This window comes from Scandinavium hiltneri (assembly GCF_024764835.1).
Taxonomy (GTDB): Bacteria; Pseudomonadota; Gammaproteobacteria; order Enterobacterales; family Enterobacteriaceae; genus Scandinavium; species Scandinavium hiltneri.
This window is the reverse complement of the sequence record NZ_JALIGE010000071.1, coordinates 89,146-104,991: the sequence shown is the minus strand read 5'-3', so window position 1 is coordinate 104,991 and position 15,846 is coordinate 89,146. Positions and strand designations below refer to the sequence as shown.

Sequence of the window (15,846 nt, the reverse complement as noted above, 5' to 3'; positions counted from 1 at the left end):
CACACCTTTTACCGATACGTGCTACTGTGTATTTATACAGTATCTCGTAGTGGGGGTTGTGTGGATAGAGAACTAAACGAGCACGTTATGATTGAACGGGTCGAAATGATTGCGCGCCTTACGGCTGAAGGCGCTTGCCAGGAAAGAGACCGTGAAATCGCATTGAATCTTATAGCGGAGATAGCACAGGGCAACCTGATGAAAAACAATAATTTTTCTGTTGTTTTTTCCGCGCCGCCTGTAGATGAAACTTTTGCAAAGGTTGGCAATGTGAAAGTAAATATCACGTTAGATAAAGACCAAAAAATAGGCCAGCCGGTAATTGAAGCTTTTCAATGCGAATTGACCAGGCGAATACAGTCTGTTTTCCCTTCAACGCGCGTTACGGTTAAAAAGGGATCCATGACCGGTGTCGAGCTGATGGGGTTCGATAAAGATTCAGACCGTGAAGCGCTGGATAGCATCCTTCAGGAAGTGTGGGAAGATGAGAGCTGGCGTTAATCCCTGAAAAATGTGCAACCCTCGACCCCATGTTTGATAGCATGGGGTTGTTTTGTATGGGGATTACACACAAAGGAAAATCATGGATACCTTAATAGCATTTTTATCTCTGGCTCTCTTTATTGCTTTTATCGTGGGGTTAATCAAGCCGTCGCTGGTTCGGATGCCGAACCGTAAGCGCTCCAGTGCGGTTTATCTCGGTGGCTGTCTGGCGCTGGGCGTTATTGGCTCAATCTTATGGCCGACTGAAAAAAGTCAGCCTGTGGCAAAAACTGACGTACCGGCGGTTAAAGCGGAACCGGCTACACCAAAGTTTGAGTACGCAGATAAAACCCTCAAAGAATATCGCAACGAGCCAAAAGAAACCCGGCACGATATCGTTAAAGGCTATGTTGGCTTCAAAGGTGTACCGGTAAGCTCTGCTGATGCCTTTTATGCCTGTATGAGCGAGTACACTTTTACTAAAGATGATGCGTTAAAGCTCGGTGATGTGTTGGGGTGGTGTTTCAACGACTTCGAGAAGGATCCACAATCTCTGAATAATAAAATCAACCTTGACGCATTTCAGGGTAATTTTAGCGGTTGGGATGGCTCTTATCGCCCGTTAGAGAAGCTGATAAAAGCCAGCATGAATGATGATTCCTCTTATAAACATGTTTCAACGGTCTACCATCTGATTTTGAATAAAGACCCGCATGCCGTTGTAAAAACAACGTTTCGCGGCACGAATGCTTATGGTGGCGTGGTCAAGCAGACCGTAGCGGCACGCGTCAATGTGCGAACGGGTGAGGTCGATTCGATACTCGACAATTAAACATGACAAACGCCGCCGGTGCTGAAACTCGCTTTCAGTGCTGGCGGGGTTGAACAACGAGCCCTGCGAGGCGTTAGATACATACAATCGAAAGAGGATTAATTATGTCAAAGTTTACAGAGTTGTGCAGTGCATATACTGATTTTCGGAACAAACTTTCTGATACTCGATTTGCTGCATTTAACTTTTCTGGTCACGTGATTAAAAATTATTTAGATTATCTTGGGATTGATAATAAGGAAGCATATAGATTAATCCCGCTAGATAAAGATGAAAAACCAAATGCGAAATACACACCCGCTGGAGCTACTCATTTAGGGGATGATGGGTTCTGGCATTTAGGGTTTATATTGACCGTCTATAAAGACTCTAATACTTACCCGCAGTCGCCTTTCCAAATAGATTTCAAATTCAGACAAAATGATGATGACTCATATACATTTGGTGTTGATAGCATAGGTTTTACAACAAAAATTACCTCTCTCCGTAACCCAAATGAATTCACACCTGTATTTGATAAAATTCAAGAGTGCATTCTTGGTCACTTTAAAGAATTTGAAGACTTTCTTGTTGGTAGGCATGACAAGATGTCATCCATTGGATTCATTCAAGAAGGTATTTTTGCGAAAATTAATAGCGAAAAAAATGAGTAAAGAGTACGCAAGTAAATGACGCATGCCTTAGGTGCATTTTTTTGCATGCCCCAGCCGTGCCAGTTCTGAGCGTACTCTGTCAGAGCTGGCGCGGATCCAGAGTGGTCATGCAACTGCATTAAAACCGACCCATAAAGCGGGCAGGCGTGGCGGGGAAAGCATTGCGCGCCAGCGGTGGCGCGCATTATTAAATAATTGCGTCTGAGCGCGTCGTGCTGGCGCGGTCGTGGTCGCTGCCGGTTCGTTGGTGGTCTGGTGTGGTCGTGCGCGTGTGGCGCGCCTGAGACGTGATGGTGGCGGGGTATGAAAAAGCCGCCATAATGGCGGCTTGATGGGGGTTATTCCGGGTTGTCGAGGGTGTACTCTTTGAACCTTATGACCTCCATGCCGAGCCAGTCGTTTACCTCCCTGAAACGGTCCTGTAGCGGTGACAGCTCGTTACGCACAAAGACCCTTGCCACCTTCTCAACATCCCCAAGTGAGCCGATATTCTCGGGCTTGCCGCCCATGAGCTGGAACGGCACCCGGTGTGCATCCATCAGGTCGGCGGCGCTGGCCTTTTTGATATTGAAAAAATCATCTTTGGTGGCGACTTCACTCAATGGCACGATTTTAACGCCGTCGGGTTTTCCGCCAGGTGCGTAAAAAAACAGGTTCTTAAAATTGCCGAGTCCTTTTGAGCTGCGCATTGCATCGCGCAGCGCCTCGACGTCGGTCGCACTTTGCGCCGGGTCGGTCACATACATGATGTACCCAGCGTGCGCCCCGTTCTGGTAATACTTCCGACGAAACAGGGTGGCCGATTCATTCAGCCAGGCGGAATTAAGCGCGCTGAGATATTCGGGCAGGCCGTAAATCTCCTGATTAATATCAGGCTCCAGCAGGTGAAACACGGTGTCAGGTGCGAACTCATGCGGGGTGACGAAGTTTTCCACAAACCAAAAAATCGAGTCATCGACGCCGCATCGGGTGTATTTCGCCGGTGATGCCAGCAGTTTAATTAACTGGCCGGTGACGCTATGGCGCTGCTCAAGAAAGGCGTTACCAAACACCAGATAGTCGAGGGCGAAGCGGCTGAAATCCTGACGGGATAACAGCGGGTGCGGAATATAGGTGCTGGCGAGCACGTTGCGTTTGACGTAAATCGGCGAGCTGTGATGCACCGCCGAGCGCAGGCTTTTTGCCAGTCCGGTAAAGCTGACCGGCGGCTCGTACCATTTGCCATTACTGAAACACTCCACGTAATCGAGAATGTCGCGCTTATCGAGCACCGGCACTGGCTCACCAAAGGTGAACGCTGTCGTTTTTGGCGGTGCGCTGACGGTCAGTTGCTGTGGTTTGCTGGCCTTCTGCGCAGCGGCTTTGCGGGATTTTTGCTTACCCATTAGTTGAACTCCAGAATAGATTTAGGCTGCATGCCGCTACCGGCGGAAAGTGGCTCGTTTAACAGGGCGTGCATGGTGGCCCATGCGATATCGGCATGACTGGCTTCCTCGGTGCGGCTGGCCTCATAGGTGGTGCTGCGCCCGCTGCTGGTCATGGTTTTGCGAATCGACATAAACGACTGTGTGACGTCCGTCGCCCCGGCGTCGTACTCCAGACAACCGCGGCGAATGGTGTCTTTTGCCTTGAGCACCATTGCGGTTTTCATTTCAGGCGTGTAGCGGATGCCGCGTGCCGCCGGGAAGAATGACCGCACCAGTTGATACACCCCGAGGCCGAGGCCGGTCGCATCAATGCCGATGTACTCGACGTTGTATTTTTCGGTCAGCTTGCGGATGCCCTCCGCCTGTGCGGCGAAGTCCATACCTTTCCACTGGTGACGCTCCAGCATGCGGAATTTGCCACCCGACACCACCGGCGGTGCGAGTACCACGCATCCGGCGCTGTCGCCCATATGTGACGGGTCGTAGCCAATCCAGACCGGGCGCGAACCGAACGGACAATCGGAGAACGGCGCGTAATCCTCCCATTCTTCCAGCGCATCGACCATGCAGCGCTGTAATTCCTCGAACGGGAATACCGATGCTTTATCGTCGACAAACTCGCACATAAACAGGTTTTTAAAATCCTCACTGCTGTTTTCACGTTTGAGCTGGTCGAGGTCAAAAAGAGTGCAGCCACCGGCAAGGGCGTCCTCAATGGTGACAATCTGCCGCCACTGTCCATCGTCGCAGAGCTGGCCCCCGGCGAGTGCGGTGTGACTGATGTCGATATCGATGCGGTCAGCCGCACTGGCGCGGCCCTTGTTGAACAGCTCGCCAGACCAGAACGGATAAGCGCCGTGCGCCAGCGTGGAGGGCGTCGAAAAGTAGGTCGAGCGCAGGTGCTTTTGCGAGGCCATGCCCGAGGCGACTTTACGCAGTCGCTGAAAATTCGGGATCCAGAATATTTCATCAACATACAGGTCGCCGTTATGGCTCTGCGCGGTGTTGGAATTGGTGCCGAGAAAAATCAGTTTTGCGCCGTTGTTGCCGATGACAATCGGGTCGCCGGTCAGGTCAACGTCGACCAGTCGCGCAAACTGGATGATGTATTCACGGAACACATACGCCTGCGTTTTACTGGCTGACAGGAATATTTGATTGTGGCCGGTCTTCAGTGCGCGCAGCAGTGCCTCGCGGGAGAAGTAGAACGTCGCGCCAATCTGGCGAGATTTGAGAATGTCGCGAATACGGTGCGCGAGCCCTGCCTGATACCACTGCAACTGATAGTCGAAAGACTGGTCGAAAAATAATTCCTCCAGTTTCCCGATAGCCTCATCGCTGAAAAAGTTCTTTTTCGGTTTCTTCTTTTCCCCTTTGTTGCGGTTGGCAACGTTGGGGTTTAAATCAGCCTCGTTGCCGGTCTGGCTGTAGCGGTTCACTCGTGCCAGTCGCTCTATCTGCCGCCCGAGAAGGTCAATCTCTTTGAAGTCGCCGCCTGATTTTTGTGGCTTGGCGATGAGCTGAATCAGCCTGGCCTCAAGGCTGCTTTCGACGCGGGAAATCGGTGCAATGCCATCCCAGCCATCGCGCTGCTTCCAGCTCTGAACGGTCGGGCGTTTAACCTGCAGCATGTCGGCAATCTGTGGCACGGAAAAGCCCTGCCAGTAAAGCAGTGATGCCTGTCGTCGCGGGTCATGCATTAGCGTTGTATCGGTGGAAATGGTCATTGATGCCTCGCCGTGGTGGATTCAGGGCAAGGCTACTTAATGGCCGTCAGTGATTCGCTAAGGTGCTGTTGTGTAATGGGTCAGCCATTCGTCATCGGTGGTCTGGCATGCCCTGAGTCTGGAAACTGGCGTTGACCAGTAACCACAACCTCAGGACTCCTGACAATGGCAAAAAAAGTCTCAAAGTTCTTTCGTATCGGCGTCGAGGGTGACACCTGCGACGGGCGCATTATCGGCGCTAACGATATTCAGGAAATGGCCGAAACCTATGACCCGCGCGTCTACGGTTGCCGTATTAACCTCGAACACCTGCGCGGCCTGCTGCCTGATGGTGTGTTCAAGCGCTATGGCGATGTGGCCGAGCTGAAAGCCGAAAAGATTGACGACGACTCTGCGCTTAACGGCAAGTGGGCGTTGTTCGCCAAAATCACCCCGACCGATGACCTTATCGCGCTGAATAAAGCTGCGCAGAAGGTCTACACCTCAATGGAAATCCAGCCGAATTTTGCCAATACCGGCAAATGCTACCTTGTCGGCCTTGCGGTGACCGATGACCCGGCGAGCCTCGGCACTGAATACCTCGAATTTTGCCGCAATGCGAAACACAACCCGCTCAAGCGCTTTAAAGCCAGTCCTGAAAACGTGTTTTCTGCCGCCACGCTGGCCGAGCTGGAATTTGAAGACGTGCCCGACTCGGTGCTCAACAGTCTGGCCGACAAGGTAAAAGCCATTTTTAGCCGTAAGCAGGTCAGCGACGATGCGCGCCTGAATGATGTGCATGAAGCGGTGACCACTGTCAGCGAGCATGTGCAGACCAACCTCACCGCGCAGGATGAACGCCTTTCCAGTATGGAAACCGCATTCGCCACGCTCCGGCAGGAACTGACCGGCAAGGTTGAAGAAACCACCCAGGCATTTTCCTCCCTCAAAACCACCCTCGATGAGCAGGAAAGTTTTAGCCAGCCACGCCGCACGAAATCCAGCGGCGGCGGTGGCGATGAAATGCTGACTGACTGCTGATAAACCGCAGGTCCGAAACCGGGCGGTGACCCCGCCCGATGTTGTGACAAACCGATTAATTCAAACAGGAAATATTATGCGTCAGGAAACCCGTTTTAAATTCAATGCCTATCTGACCCAGCTCGCCAAGCTGAACGGCATCAGTATTGATGACGTCAGCAAGAAATTCACCGTCGAGCCGTCCGTCACGCAAACGCTGATGAACACCGTGCAGGCATCCTCCGCATTTCTGCAGATGATTAACATTCTGCCGGTCGCAGAAATGAAGGGGGAGAAAATCGGCGTCGGCGTGACCGGCACCATCGCCAGCACCACTGACACCTCGGGTGACGGTGAGCGTAAAACTGCCGATTTCACCGCGCTGGAGTCCAACAAGTACGAATGTAATCAGATTAACTTCGATTTCCATCTGACCTATAAACTCCTCGATTTGTGGGCGCGTTTCCAGGACTTCCAGCGCCGCATTCGTGACGCCATCATTCAGCGTCAGGCGCTTGATTTCATCATGGCCGGTTTTAATGGTGTGACCCGTGCCGACACCTCTGACCGCAGCAAAAATACGATGCTGCAGGATGTGGCCGTCGGCTGGCTGCAGAAGTACCGCAACGAGGCTCCGGCGCGCGTGATGAGCAAAATCACCGCCGAAGACGGCACCGTTATTTCTGATGTGATCCGAGTCGGTAAAAGCGGCGACTATGCAAACCTCGACGCGCTGGTGATGGATGGCACCAACACCCTGATTGATGAAATTTATCAGGATGACCCGAAACTCGTTGCCATCGTGGGTCGTAAGTTGCTGGCCGACAAATATTTCCCGCTGGTCAACCAGCAGCAGGAAAACAGCGAGTCGCTCGCGGCGGATATCATCATCAGCCAGAAGCGCATCGGCAACCTGCCTGCAGTGCGTGTGCCGTACTTCCCGGCGAATGCCGTGCTGGTGACCACTCTGGAAAACCTCTCCATCTATTTCATGGATGAGAGCCATCGCCGCAGCATTGATGAGAGCCCGAAAAAGGACCGCGTCGAAAACTACGAGTCGATGAATATCGATTACGTCATCGAAGCGTATGCCGCCGGGTGCCTGCTGGAAAATATCACCCTGGGCGATTTCACCGCGCCTGAGCCAGAAGTGCCGGAAAGCGGAGAGTAAGCCCATGACGAGCCCCGCACAGCGTCACATGATGCGGGTCTCGGCCTCTGAAACCGCGCAGCGGGAAAAAGCCCCGCTGCGCCATGCATCCGCTTACGAACAGATGCTGGTAAAGCTGGCCGAAGACCGTCGCACGTTAAAAAACATTCGTTCAAACGAACGCAAAGCCGAGAAAAAGCGCGAGCTGCTGCCGTTCTATGCGCCGTGGGTCGCCGGTGTGCTGACTGATGGCCGTGGTGCGCAGGATGACATCGTCATGACCGTCATGCTCTGGCGTCTCGATGCCGGTGATGTGGCTGGCGCGCTGGGAATTGCCCCTTATGCCATGAAATACGGCCTCACCTCTGACCATCGTCGCACGACGCCCTACATGCTGGTTGAAGAAGTGGCGCTGGCCGCGCTGCGCCTGCGTGATGCCGGGGAGCCTGTCGACCTCGCATTGCTGCTGACCACCATCAGTCTGACCGACGGGGCAGACGTTCCCGATATGGTGCGAGCCCGTCTGCACAAGGTGACCGGCCTGACTCTGCGCGATGCCGGTCAGGATGCCGAGGCGCTGGCACAGTTTCAGCGTGCGATGCAGCTCGACCGCAATGCCGGTGTGCGTAAAGACATTGAGCGACTGGAACGGGCATTAAAGCCAAAAGCAGAAGCGGCAACTCGCAAAACGACTAAACCGCGCACGCGCAAACCTGCTGCAAAGCCAGCGGCAAAGCGCGGGCGTCCACCGAAGGCGGTCAAAACCGCCGGTTAACAGAACGCTCCCCGAGCCGGGCGGCACGCCGGTCAAAGCAGGCATTGACCCTGCCGGCGACCGGCGTCCACCGCCCAACCTAATGAGGTTGTCATGACGACAGTGATACTGAATCCGCCCGATGATTCGCTGGATGTTCCGGGGGTGGTCATCCCCCCGCCGGAGACGGGCGTTACGGTAATTAAAAACACGTTCTTTTTCCCGGACGTGGATCCAAAACGGGTGCGCGAGCTGATGCGCCTTGAGCACACGGTGTCCGATGCTCGTCTGCGCAATGCCATTAAAACCGGCATGGCGGAAACCAATGCCGAGCTTTACGACTACCGCACACGCCAGATTAGCGCCGGTTTTAAGCTGCTGGCCGACGTGCCAGCGGAGGAAATCGACGGTGAAAGTGAGCGCATTTTCCACTACCTGAGCGCCGTGACGGCAATGGCAACCGCCACCCTGTATGAGCGTTATCGTGGCGTGGAGGCTACCGGCAAAGGCGACAAAAAAGCCGACAGCGTGGAGTCAACGATTGATGAGCTGTGGCGGGATATGCGCTGGTCGGTGGCGCGCCTGCAGGATAAACCGCGCTGCATCGTGGGTCAGCTCTGATGAAAGTCTATGCGATGCAGGCCGACACACTCGACGTGCTTTGCGCCCGGTATTACGGGCGCACTGAGGGCGTGGTCGAGAAGGTGCTGCAGGCGAACCCCGGCCTGTCGGAGTTGGGTGTCATTCTGCCGCATGGCACGGCGATTGACCTGCCCGACGTTGAAACCTCTCCCACGGCGGAGAGCCTGAAGCTATGGGACTGACGATGGAAAAAATCAGCACGTTTGTCACTTACTGGCTGGCGGTTTTGCTGGCGTTTTTTGGGGCGCAGACACCTGAAAAGCTTGCGCTCGGTGTCGGTAGCCTGTGCGCCATTTTTACGGCGGCGGTGAATTTCTGGTACCGGCGCAAAACCTTTCGCTATCTGACCGATATGGGAATCGACAAAGGGGTAACCCGTGAGCTCAATCGTTAAACGTTGCAGTGTGGCCGCAGTGCTGGCGCTGGCGGCACTGATGCCTGATTTTCGTCTGCTACATACCTCGCCTGATGGTCTGGCCCTGATTGCCGACCTTGAGGGGTGCCGCTTGCGCCCCTACCAGTGCAGCGCGGGCGTGTGGACGTCAGGCATCGGCCACACTGCCGGGGTCGTACCGAAAAGCACTATCACCGAGCGCGATGCGGCGGCCAATCTGGTCGCCGATGTGCTGATGACCGAACGCCGTCTTGCTGTCTGCGTGCCGGTCACCATGCCGCAGCCGGTTTACGACGCGCTGGTCAGCTTCGCTTTTAACGTCGGCACCGGCGCGGCCTGTCGCTCGACACTGGTCTCTTACATCAAGCGTCATCAGTGGTGGCAGGCATGCGACCAGCTTACCCGCTGGGTGTATGTCAACGGCACGAAAAACAAAGGGCTGGAAAACCGCCGCGCGCGGGAACTGGCGTATTGCATGAAAGGAGTAACCCAATGAAAAAATTCTTACGTTCCCTGATGTTCGATGCCCTGCTGGCTCTGGTTCTGCTTTGTGGGCTGGCATCGCCGCAAAGCACCGCCCTCAATTTTGTCGCCGCCTGGGCGCTATTTGGCAGTTTTGTCTGCATTACAGCGAGCCTCGCCGGTGTGGTCGCTTATGACCACTGGCTTAGAAATTCGGGCAAAGGTAGTCCCGTCAATCCCGAACTAATGAAGGTATTCCGCGTCGTCTTTTGCCGCAAACCCTCTCAGGGGCGTCGGGCATGGTCTCTCATTATTTTCGCTGTTACCACGGGCTGTCTGCTTGGGGCTGGCTGGATCCTTACGGCTCTGATTTACCTGGTTTGCGTGCTGGCGTTTACGGGGGTGCGCACCTCTTACCGCCAGTGCATTGAGGGGGCTGGCCTGTGTCCAGATACCTTGTGACGCTGCTGGCCGGTGCGTTAGTGCTGGCCGTGCTGGCGCTGCTGTGGCTGCGTCATGAGAACGGCAATTTATCCCGCTCATTTGAGACGGCAAACCGCGTCGCCAGTGAGCAAAAAACGACGATTGGCATGCTGAAAAATCAGCTCAGTGTTGCCGGTCAACTCTCACGACGCAATGAATCCGCGCAGGTGGCACTGCGCGAACAGCTCGAAAAGGCCAGAGAAGACGCCAGCCGCCGTGAGCAGACTGTAACGAGGTTACTCAATGAAAACGAAGCCTTTCGCCGCTGGTATAGCACTCGCCTCCCTGACGCTGTGCGTCGCCTGCACACCCGCGCCGCCTGCGCCAGTGCCGGTGACTGTCGTCAACGGATGCCCGAGGGTGAGCCTTTGCCCGATGCCGGGAAGTGATCCAAAAACCAATGGTGACCTGAGCGCGGATATTCGCCGCCTTGAGGGTGCGCTGACCGCCTGCGCATTGCAGGTTAAGACCGTCAAACACTGCCAGGACGAAATCGATGCAGAAGCACAAAAGCCTGCGCAAAGCGCTGATTAGCGCCGTGCCGAAACTGAAAAACAACCCGGATATGCTGCGCCTTTTCGCTGATAACGGGCATACCGATTCACGCCTCGCGAGCTCGCTGTCATTTGAAAAGGTGTATGTGCTGAACGTAGTGGTGACCGACTTTACCGGCGACCTTGATTTGATATTCGTGCCGGTGCAGGCGTGGTTGCGTGAGCATCAGCCGGACATCATGACCACCGACGACGGGCGGGAGAAAGGCTTCACCTGGATTGTTGATATCAATAACGACGACTCGCTCGATATCAGTATCAGTCTGAGACTGACCGAGCGCACGCTCGTCAAAGAGGTCGACGGGGCGCTGCATGTCAGTTATGCGCCAGAACCGCCCCTGCCTGAACTGGTGACGCGCCCGGTTGCTATGTATGCAAACGGTGAATTAGTGAGTCAGTGGGATGAGTGAATTAACCGCGCTGCAGGAGCGCCTCGCCGGTCTGATTGCCAGCCTGTCACCGACCGCGCGCCGGAAAATGGCGGCTGACATTGCAAAGCGGCTGCGCACCAGTCAGCAACGGCGCATTAAGCAACAGCAGGCTCCCGACGGCACCCCGTATGCCGCCCGAAAACGCCAGCCGGTGCGGAATAAGAAAGGCCGTATTAAGCGTGAGATGTTTTCCAAACTGCGAACCAATCGCTATATGAAAGCCAAAGCCACCGACAGCGCGGCGGTGGTGGAGTTTACCGGCAAGGTGCAGCGCATGGCGCAGGTGCATCAGTACGGCCTTAAAGACCGGCCAAACCGTCACAGCCGGGATGTGCAGTACGACTCGCGCCCGTTGCTCGGCTTTAGCCCGGACGATGAGCGACTGATTGAGGCGGTCATTATTGACCACCTGAGCCAGTAAATATTGTGTGAACCACCACCGAAGCCGCCCGGATTGGCGCGACTCCAGACCAGAGGCATCCTTGCAATATGAATACGTTATCCACGATACAGGAGCTTGCGCGCGCGATACGTAACCTCATCCGCTCGGGTGTGGTGACGGAAGTCGACACGGTCGAAGGGCTTTGTCGCGTGCAAAGCGGCGGCATCCAGACAACCTGGCTGAACTGGCTGACCACCCGCGCCGGTCGCTCGCGGACGTGGTGGGCTCCTTCGGTGGGTGAGCAGGTGCTGCTGCTGGCAATTGGCGGTGAGCTCGATACCGCTTTCGTGTTACCGGGCATTTTCTCTGACGATAACCCCGCCCCGTCGGCCTCGGCGGATGCGTGGCATATGACGTTTCCCGATGGCGCGGTTATCGAGTACGAACCTGAAACTAGCGCTCTGATGGTCAGCGGCATCAAGACCGCCAACGTCACCGCATCGGAGTCTATCACCGCAACGGTGCCACTGGTGCTGGTGAAAGCCGCGCAGCGCATCACCCTCGACACTCCCGAGGTGGTGTGTACCAACAAGCTGACGACGGCGACGCTTGAGGTGCAGAAAGGCGGGAAGATGAGCGGCGATATCGAGCACAGCGGCGGCAAGTTCACCTCAAACGGCGTGCAGGCTGATGACCATGACCACGGCGGCGTTCAGAAAGGTGGGAGTCGTACGGAGGGAACTCAATGACCGTGCGCTATCAGGGCATGAATCGCAGTAGTGGCCGCAGCATTAGCGACACCGGGCACATCAGTCAGAGCATGCGCGACATTCTGTTGACGCCGGTCGGGTCGCGGGTGATGCGTCGTGAATATGGCTCGCTTCTGTCAGCGTTGATTGATATGCCGCAAAACCCGGCGCTCAGGCTGCAAATCATGGTGGCGTGCTATTCGGCGATCCAGAAGTGGGAACCGCGTATCAGGCTAACATCCATCAGCTTTGAAGCCGGTGACGCTGGCGCGATGTATGTCGATATTACCGGGGTGCGTACCGATACCGGCACGCCAGTTTCAACCACTGTTTCACTGAGTTAAATCACTATGGCAACTGTTGACCTGAGTCAGTTACCCGCTCCCGACGTGGTTGAGGAACTGGATTATGAAACCATTCTTGCGGAACGCATTGCGACGCTGATTTCGCTTTATCCCGAAGACCAGCAGGAGGCCGTCGCCCGGACACTCGCACTTGAGTCTGAGCCGATTGTGAAGCTGTTGCAGGAAAACGCATACCGGGAAGTTATCTGGCGTCAGCGGGTGAACGAAGCCGCGCAGGCGGTGACGCTGGCGTATGCCACCGGTAACGACCTTGACGTCATAGCCGCAAACAACAATACCGAGCGCCTGACCATCACCCCGGCGGATGACACTACGATCCCGCCGACGCCTGCCGTTATGGAATCTGATGCCGACCTGCTATTGCGCACGCAACAGGCGTTTGAGGGCCTGAGCGTGGCGGGTCCGGTTGGGGCGTATGAATATCACGGTCGCAGTGCCGACGGGCGTGTCGCTGACGTCTCGGTCGAAAGCCCGACCCCCGCCTGTGTGACGATTTCCGTGTTATCCCGCGAAGGAGACGGCACCGCCAGTCCTGAGCTACTGGAAATCGTTGAAAAAGCCCTGAATGCCGAAGATGTGCGCCCGGTGGGTGACCGCGTGACCGTCCAGTCAGCCGAGATTGTGCCGTACCAGATTGACGCGACGCTGTACGTGTACCCCGGCCCCGAATCCGAACCCATCAGGCAGGCATCCGAGCAGAAGCTGCAGAGTTACATCAGCGCGCAGCACCGCCTCGGTCGTGATATTCGCCTGTCAGCCATTTATGCGGCGCTGCATGTTGAAGGGGTGCAGCGTGTCGAACTGGCCTCACCGCTGGCCGATATTGTGCTCAGTAAATCGCAGGCGTCGAGCTGCACTGAGTACCAGTTAACTATCGGGGGCTCGGATGAGTGACCGGCTGTTACCCGTTGGCTCATCGTCGCTGGAGGTTGCCGCCGCCGATGCGCTGGCACAGATTGAGCGCGTGCCGGTACCGCTGCGCACGTTGTGGAACTGGCGCACCTGCCCGGTGAACCTGCTGCCGTATCTGGCGTGGGCGCTGTCGGTTGACCGCTGGGATGAAAAGTGGCCGGAGGCGACAAAACGCAGCGTCTGCGCTTCTTCATTTTTCGTTCATCAGCACAAAGGCACCATCAGTGCGTTGCGTCGGGTGGTTGAACCGCTCGGCTTTCTGATTGAAGTGCGGGAGTGGTGGCAGCTCGACGAGGAACCCGGCACATTCCGCCTCGTTGTCGGCGTGCTCGACAGTGGCATCACGGATGAAATGTATCAGGAGCTCGAACGCCTGATTGAAGATGCCAAACCCGCGAGCCGCCACCTGACCGGGCTGGCTATCAGCCTGAGCACGACCGGTGAGTTTTATGTCGGCGCAGGCTGTTATCACGGTGACGCACTGACGGTTTACCCCTACACCCCCGAGGAAATTGTCGTCGGCGGTGAGTTTTATCCGGCCTCGGCCATCCATTTGATTGATAACCTGAGAGTGAATGCATGACTTCGAAATATTATGCCATTCTGACCAATCAGGGCGCGGCAAGGCTGGCAAATGCGACCGCGCTCGGTACGAAGCTGAATCTGACGCAGATGGCAGTCGGTGATGCGAACGGCGTACTGCCTAACCCTGACCCCGCGCAGACAAAACTCATTAACCAGAAGCGCATCGCGCCGCTAAACCTGCTGAGTGTTGACCCGAACAACACAAGCCAGATTATCGCGGAACAGATTATTCCCGAGAATGAGGGTGGTTTCTGGATCCGCGAGATTGGTCTCTATGATGATGATGGCATCCTGATTGCCGTGGCGAACTGCCCTGAGACCTATAAGCCGCAACTGCAGGAGGGTAGCGGCCGCACGCAGACCATTCGCATGATTTTGATTGTGTCGAGCACGTCGGCTATTACCCTTAAAATTGACCCGTCCGTCGTGCTGGCTACGCGACAGTATGTCGACGACAAGGTTATTGAGGTAAAGGCCTACACCGACAGCGTGATGAAAGCTCACGCCGACGCTGCAAACCCGCATAAACAATATCCGCTGATTGCGAATGCGCTCAAGGAAATGGCCGATGCAGATCTGGTGAGTCAGGTTCTCGTAAACCTCGGTTTGGGCGACGGCTCAGGACGCCTGGTTGGCATTAAGAGAATTACGACGTCAGGAACTTACACGCCAACCCCAGGAACAAAATCAATCATCGTAGAGTTGCTTGGTGGTGGTGGCGGTGGTGGTGGCGTGTCGGCAAATGATTCAGCGAGCGTGTCTGGCGGGCAGGGCGGTGCTGCTGGGTCATACGGCAAGGCAAGACTTACATCTGGATTTGGTAGCGTCACGGTCACAATCGGTGCTGCTGGCGCTCCCGGAGTGGCTGGCGTATCCGGGAATGGTGGGGACGGTGGTAATACGTCATTCGGTAGCCTGGTCACAGTCACTGGAGGCGTAGGCGGTAAAGCCGGAAACAGCGTGACTCTGGTGGCGATTGGCCAAAGCACAACAAATAATACGGGTACGATTATCGGGGCTAACATTGCAAGCGTCATAGGTCAGGACGGTGAGAGTGCAGTCCTGGCACGCTCTGCAAATATCACTGGCGGTATGTCTGGATGTGGTGGTACTTCAATGTACGGCAAGGCAGGCGGTCGGGTATCCACTCAGGGCGCTGGACTTAGCGCTGAAGGGTTTGGCAGCGGCGGCAGCGGCGGAATTGCGTATAACTCGGGGTCCGCTCAGGTCGGCGGCGCTGGCACGCCTGGTGTTATCATTGTATGGGAGTACGCATAATGACTTACGCAGTGGTTAGCGAAGGGATAGTTATCAATGTCGTCGAATGGGATGGCGAATCAGAATGGCGGCCAGAAATAGGCGAGGCGATACAGATTACTGGCGCGTGCGGCATCGACTGGTCATATGCTGACGGGGTATTCACGTCACCACCATTACCTGAACCAACACATGATGAGTTTGTTGCGCAGGCAGACGCGCAGCAACAGCAACTAATTGACCAGGCCAATGCGCACATGAACAGTAAACAGTGGCCCGGTAAAGCCGCGATAGGTCGGCTGAAAGGGGACGAGCTTGCGCAGTACAACGCCTGGCTGGATTATCTCGATGCTCTGGAGGCAGTTGATACCTCCAGCGCGCCGGACATCGAGTGGCCTACTCAGCCTGCCTAGTCATTAATCCACTCAGGTTTACCATTAATGCCCGGCGTCATCCTGTAACCGGGCTTTCCTGCCAAAAACTCCGCATGTACATCCTCTGTTATTTCTACCAAATCATCAGGAAGCGTATCGTTTTGCTTGAATGCCGGTATTGTAAAATCCACGATGAAGCCGTTAATTTTTGCGCTGTAGAAAATTTTCATA

At 55.4% G+C, this 15,846-nt stretch carries 24 protein-coding genes; 21 read left to right on the top strand and 3 right to left on the bottom strand.

All coding sequences use genetic code 11. The features are described from left to right. Nucleotides 1-60: 60 nt before the first annotated feature. The 3 genes from MUU47_RS07805 to MUU47_RS07795 all read left to right on the top strand — a co-directional run bounded on the left by MUU47_RS07805 (nt 61) and on the right by MUU47_RS07795 (nt 1,968). Nucleotides 61-501 (top strand): DinI family protein, encoded by a 441-nt coding sequence (locus tag MUU47_RS07805; RefSeq protein ID WP_135562434.1) that lies wholly within the window; start codon nt 61-63, stop codon nt 499-501. A gap of 82 nt (nt 502-583) precedes the next feature. After that, a complete protein-coding gene (locus tag MUU47_RS07800) occupies nt 584-1,315 on the top strand; it encodes a hypothetical protein (protein ID WP_258987620.1) in 732 nt (243 codons plus the stop codon). Nucleotides 1,316-1,419: 104 nt separating this feature from the next. Beyond that, nucleotides 1,420-1,968 (top strand): hypothetical protein, encoded by a 549-nt coding sequence (locus MUU47_RS07795; RefSeq protein ID WP_258987619.1) that lies wholly within the window; start codon nt 1,420-1,422, stop codon nt 1,966-1,968. Between the two features lie 338 nt (nt 1,969-2,306). Here MUU47_RS07795 and MUU47_RS07790 read toward each other — a convergent pair whose 3' ends face one another. Both MUU47_RS07790 and MUU47_RS07785 read right to left on the bottom strand, forming a co-directional pair. Next, on the bottom strand, nt 2,307-3,353 hold the full coding sequence (locus tag MUU47_RS07790) for a phage portal protein (protein WP_258987618.1): 1,047 nt from the start codon (nt 3,351-3,353) through the stop codon (nt 2,307-2,309). Further along, a complete protein-coding gene (locus tag MUU47_RS07785) occupies nt 3,353-5,122 on the bottom strand; it encodes a terminase ATPase subunit family protein (protein ID WP_258987617.1) in 1,770 nt (589 codons plus the stop codon). Before MUU47_RS07785 ends, MUU47_RS07790 begins: the two co-directional genes overlap by 1 nt. Before the next feature lie 165 nt (nt 5,123-5,287). Here MUU47_RS07785 and MUU47_RS07780 point away from each other — a divergent pair, with 165 nt between their 5' ends. The 18 genes from MUU47_RS07780 to MUU47_RS07695 all read left to right on the top strand — a co-directional run bounded on the left by MUU47_RS07780 (nt 5,288) and on the right by MUU47_RS07695 (nt 15,654). Next, nucleotides 5,288-6,142, top strand: coding sequence for a GPO family capsid scaffolding protein (locus tag MUU47_RS07780; RefSeq protein ID WP_258987616.1), 855 nt, complete (start codon nt 5,288-5,290; stop codon nt 6,140-6,142). Between the two features lie 76 nt (nt 6,143-6,218). After that, nucleotides 6,219-7,292: a phage major capsid protein, P2 family gene (locus MUU47_RS07775; protein ID WP_258987615.1), complete on the top strand. Its 1,074-nt coding sequence runs from the start codon at nt 6,219-6,221 to the stop codon at nt 7,290-7,292. A gap of 4 nt (nt 7,293-7,296) precedes the next feature. Then, complete coding sequence (locus tag MUU47_RS07770) at nt 7,297-8,046, top strand: phage terminase small subunit (RefSeq protein WP_258987614.1); 750 nt, start codon at nt 7,297-7,299, stop codon at nt 8,044-8,046. A gap of 93 nt (nt 8,047-8,139) precedes the next feature. Continuing rightward, complete coding sequence (locus MUU47_RS07765) at nt 8,140-8,646, top strand: head completion/stabilization protein (RefSeq protein WP_258987613.1); 507 nt, start codon at nt 8,140-8,142, stop codon at nt 8,644-8,646. Next, nucleotides 8,646-8,849 carry a tail protein X gene (locus MUU47_RS07760; RefSeq protein ID WP_258987612.1) on the top strand — a complete coding sequence of 68 codons (204 nt, stop codon included), beginning with the start codon at nt 8,646-8,648 and terminating at the stop codon, nt 8,847-8,849. The genes MUU47_RS07765 and MUU47_RS07760 overlap by 1 nt, the downstream gene beginning before the upstream one ends. After that, a complete protein-coding gene (locus MUU47_RS07755) occupies nt 8,840-9,061 on the top strand; it encodes a phage holin family protein (protein WP_258987611.1) in 222 nt (73 codons plus the stop codon). Before MUU47_RS07760 ends, MUU47_RS07755 begins: the two co-directional genes overlap by 10 nt. After that, on the top strand, nt 9,045-9,557 hold the full coding sequence (locus tag MUU47_RS07750) for a lysozyme (RefSeq protein ID WP_258987610.1): 513 nt from the start codon (nt 9,045-9,047) through the stop codon (nt 9,555-9,557). The genes MUU47_RS07755 and MUU47_RS07750 overlap by 17 nt, the downstream gene beginning before the upstream one ends. Beyond that, complete coding sequence (locus tag MUU47_RS07745) at nt 9,554-9,985, top strand: DNZ54_00345 family protein (RefSeq protein WP_258987608.1); 432 nt, start codon at nt 9,554-9,556, stop codon at nt 9,983-9,985. Before MUU47_RS07750 ends, MUU47_RS07745 begins: the two co-directional genes overlap by 4 nt. Next, nucleotides 9,967-10,395, top strand: a complete 429-nt coding sequence (lysB, locus tag MUU47_RS07740) for an Rz-like lysis system protein LysB (RefSeq protein ID WP_258987607.1) — start codon at nt 9,967-9,969, stop codon at nt 10,393-10,395. Before MUU47_RS07745 ends, lysB begins: the two co-directional genes overlap by 19 nt. Continuing rightward, the gene (gene lysC, locus MUU47_RS07735) at nt 10,277-10,540 is read left to right on the top strand and encodes an Rz1-like lysis system protein LysC (RefSeq protein ID WP_258987808.1); all 264 of its coding nucleotides are present in this window, start codon (nt 10,277-10,279) and stop codon (nt 10,538-10,540) included. The genes lysB and lysC overlap by 119 nt, the downstream gene beginning before the upstream one ends. Then, entirely contained in the window at nt 10,503-10,970 is a 468-nt protein-coding gene (locus tag MUU47_RS07730; RefSeq protein WP_258987605.1) for a phage tail protein, read from the top strand. Before lysC ends, MUU47_RS07730 begins: the two co-directional genes overlap by 38 nt. After that, the gene (locus tag MUU47_RS07725) at nt 10,963-11,412 is read left to right on the top strand and encodes a phage virion morphogenesis protein (RefSeq protein ID WP_258987603.1); all 450 of its coding nucleotides are present in this window, start codon (nt 10,963-10,965) and stop codon (nt 11,410-11,412) included. The genes MUU47_RS07730 and MUU47_RS07725 overlap by 8 nt, the downstream gene beginning before the upstream one ends. 68 nt (nt 11,413-11,480) lie before the next feature. After that, nucleotides 11,481-12,122 carry a phage baseplate assembly protein V gene (locus MUU47_RS07720; protein WP_258987602.1) on the top strand — a complete coding sequence of 214 codons (642 nt, stop codon included), beginning with the start codon at nt 11,481-11,483 and terminating at the stop codon, nt 12,120-12,122. Next, nucleotides 12,119-12,466 (top strand): GPW/gp25 family protein, encoded by a 348-nt coding sequence (locus tag MUU47_RS07715; protein ID WP_258987600.1) that lies wholly within the window; start codon nt 12,119-12,121, stop codon nt 12,464-12,466. The genes MUU47_RS07720 and MUU47_RS07715 overlap by 4 nt, the downstream gene beginning before the upstream one ends. 6 nt (nt 12,467-12,472) lie before the next feature. Further along, a complete protein-coding gene (locus MUU47_RS07710) occupies nt 12,473-13,381 on the top strand; it encodes a baseplate assembly protein (RefSeq protein WP_258987598.1) in 909 nt (302 codons plus the stop codon). After that, complete coding sequence (locus tag MUU47_RS07705) at nt 13,374-13,982, top strand: phage tail protein I (protein ID WP_258987596.1); 609 nt, start codon at nt 13,374-13,376, stop codon at nt 13,980-13,982. The genes MUU47_RS07710 and MUU47_RS07705 overlap by 8 nt, the downstream gene beginning before the upstream one ends. Continuing rightward, nucleotides 13,979-15,262, top strand: a complete 1,284-nt coding sequence (locus MUU47_RS23395) for a phage tail protein (protein WP_309578260.1) — start codon at nt 13,979-13,981, stop codon at nt 15,260-15,262. The genes MUU47_RS07705 and MUU47_RS23395 overlap by 4 nt, the downstream gene beginning before the upstream one ends. Then, on the top strand, nt 15,262-15,654 hold the full coding sequence (locus MUU47_RS07695) for a tail fiber assembly protein (protein ID WP_258987595.1): 393 nt from the start codon (nt 15,262-15,264) through the stop codon (nt 15,652-15,654). Before MUU47_RS23395 ends, MUU47_RS07695 begins: the two co-directional genes overlap by 1 nt. Here the strand turns inward: MUU47_RS07695 and MUU47_RS07690 are convergent. Continuing rightward, complete coding sequence (locus tag MUU47_RS07690; protein WP_258987593.1) at nt 15,651-15,845, bottom strand: hypothetical protein; 195 nt, start codon at nt 15,843-15,845, stop codon at nt 15,651-15,653. The two genes, MUU47_RS07695 and MUU47_RS07690, sit on opposite strands and share 4 nt — an antisense overlap. Between the last annotated feature and the right edge of the window lies 1 nt (nt 15,846).

Coding starts and splice junctions, on each gene's coding strand:
- MUU47_RS07720 (WP_258987602.1), top strand. CDS start 11,481: ATGAATACGTTATCCACGATACAGGAGCTTGCGCGCGCGATACGTAAC.
- MUU47_RS07690 (WP_258987593.1), bottom strand. CDS start 15,845: ATGAAAATTTTCTACAGCGCAAAAATTAACGGCTTCATCGTGGATTTT.
- MUU47_RS07725 (WP_258987603.1), top strand. CDS start 10,963: ATGAGTGAATTAACCGCGCTGCAGGAGCGCCTCGCCGGTCTGATTGCC.
- MUU47_RS07800 (WP_258987620.1), top strand. CDS start 584: ATGGATACCTTAATAGCATTTTTATCTCTGGCTCTCTTTATTGCTTTT.
- MUU47_RS07785 (WP_258987617.1), bottom strand. CDS start 5,122: ATGACCATTTCCACCGATACAACGCTAATGCATGACCCGCGACGACAG.
- MUU47_RS07745 (WP_258987608.1), top strand. CDS start 9,554: ATGAAAAAATTCTTACGTTCCCTGATGTTCGATGCCCTGCTGGCTCTG.
- MUU47_RS07775 (WP_258987615.1), top strand. CDS start 6,219: ATGCGTCAGGAAACCCGTTTTAAATTCAATGCCTATCTGACCCAGCTC.
- MUU47_RS07765 (WP_258987613.1), top strand. CDS start 8,140: ATGACGACAGTGATACTGAATCCGCCCGATGATTCGCTGGATGTTCCG.
- MUU47_RS07795 (WP_258987619.1), top strand. CDS start 1,420: ATGTCAAAGTTTACAGAGTTGTGCAGTGCATATACTGATTTTCGGAAC.
- MUU47_RS07790 (WP_258987618.1), bottom strand. CDS start 3,353: ATGGGTAAGCAAAAATCCCGCAAAGCCGCTGCGCAGAAGGCCAGCAAA.
- MUU47_RS07715 (WP_258987600.1), top strand. CDS start 12,119: ATGACCGTGCGCTATCAGGGCATGAATCGCAGTAGTGGCCGCAGCATT.
- MUU47_RS07780 (WP_258987616.1), top strand. CDS start 5,288: ATGGCAAAAAAAGTCTCAAAGTTCTTTCGTATCGGCGTCGAGGGTGAC.
- MUU47_RS07770 (WP_258987614.1), top strand. CDS start 7,297: ATGACGAGCCCCGCACAGCGTCACATGATGCGGGTCTCGGCCTCTGAA.
- MUU47_RS07755 (WP_258987611.1), top strand. CDS start 8,840: ATGGGACTGACGATGGAAAAAATCAGCACGTTTGTCACTTACTGGCTG.
- MUU47_RS07730 (WP_258987605.1), top strand. CDS start 10,503: ATGCAGAAGCACAAAAGCCTGCGCAAAGCGCTGATTAGCGCCGTGCCG.
- MUU47_RS07710 (WP_258987598.1), top strand. CDS start 12,473: ATGGCAACTGTTGACCTGAGTCAGTTACCCGCTCCCGACGTGGTTGAG.
- MUU47_RS07695 (WP_258987595.1), top strand. CDS start 15,262: ATGACTTACGCAGTGGTTAGCGAAGGGATAGTTATCAATGTCGTCGAA.
- MUU47_RS23395 (WP_309578260.1), top strand. CDS start 13,979: ATGACTTCGAAATATTATGCCATTCTGACCAATCAGGGCGCGGCAAGG.
- MUU47_RS07760 (WP_258987612.1), top strand. CDS start 8,646: ATGAAAGTCTATGCGATGCAGGCCGACACACTCGACGTGCTTTGCGCC.
- MUU47_RS07705 (WP_258987596.1), top strand. CDS start 13,374: ATGAGTGACCGGCTGTTACCCGTTGGCTCATCGTCGCTGGAGGTTGCC.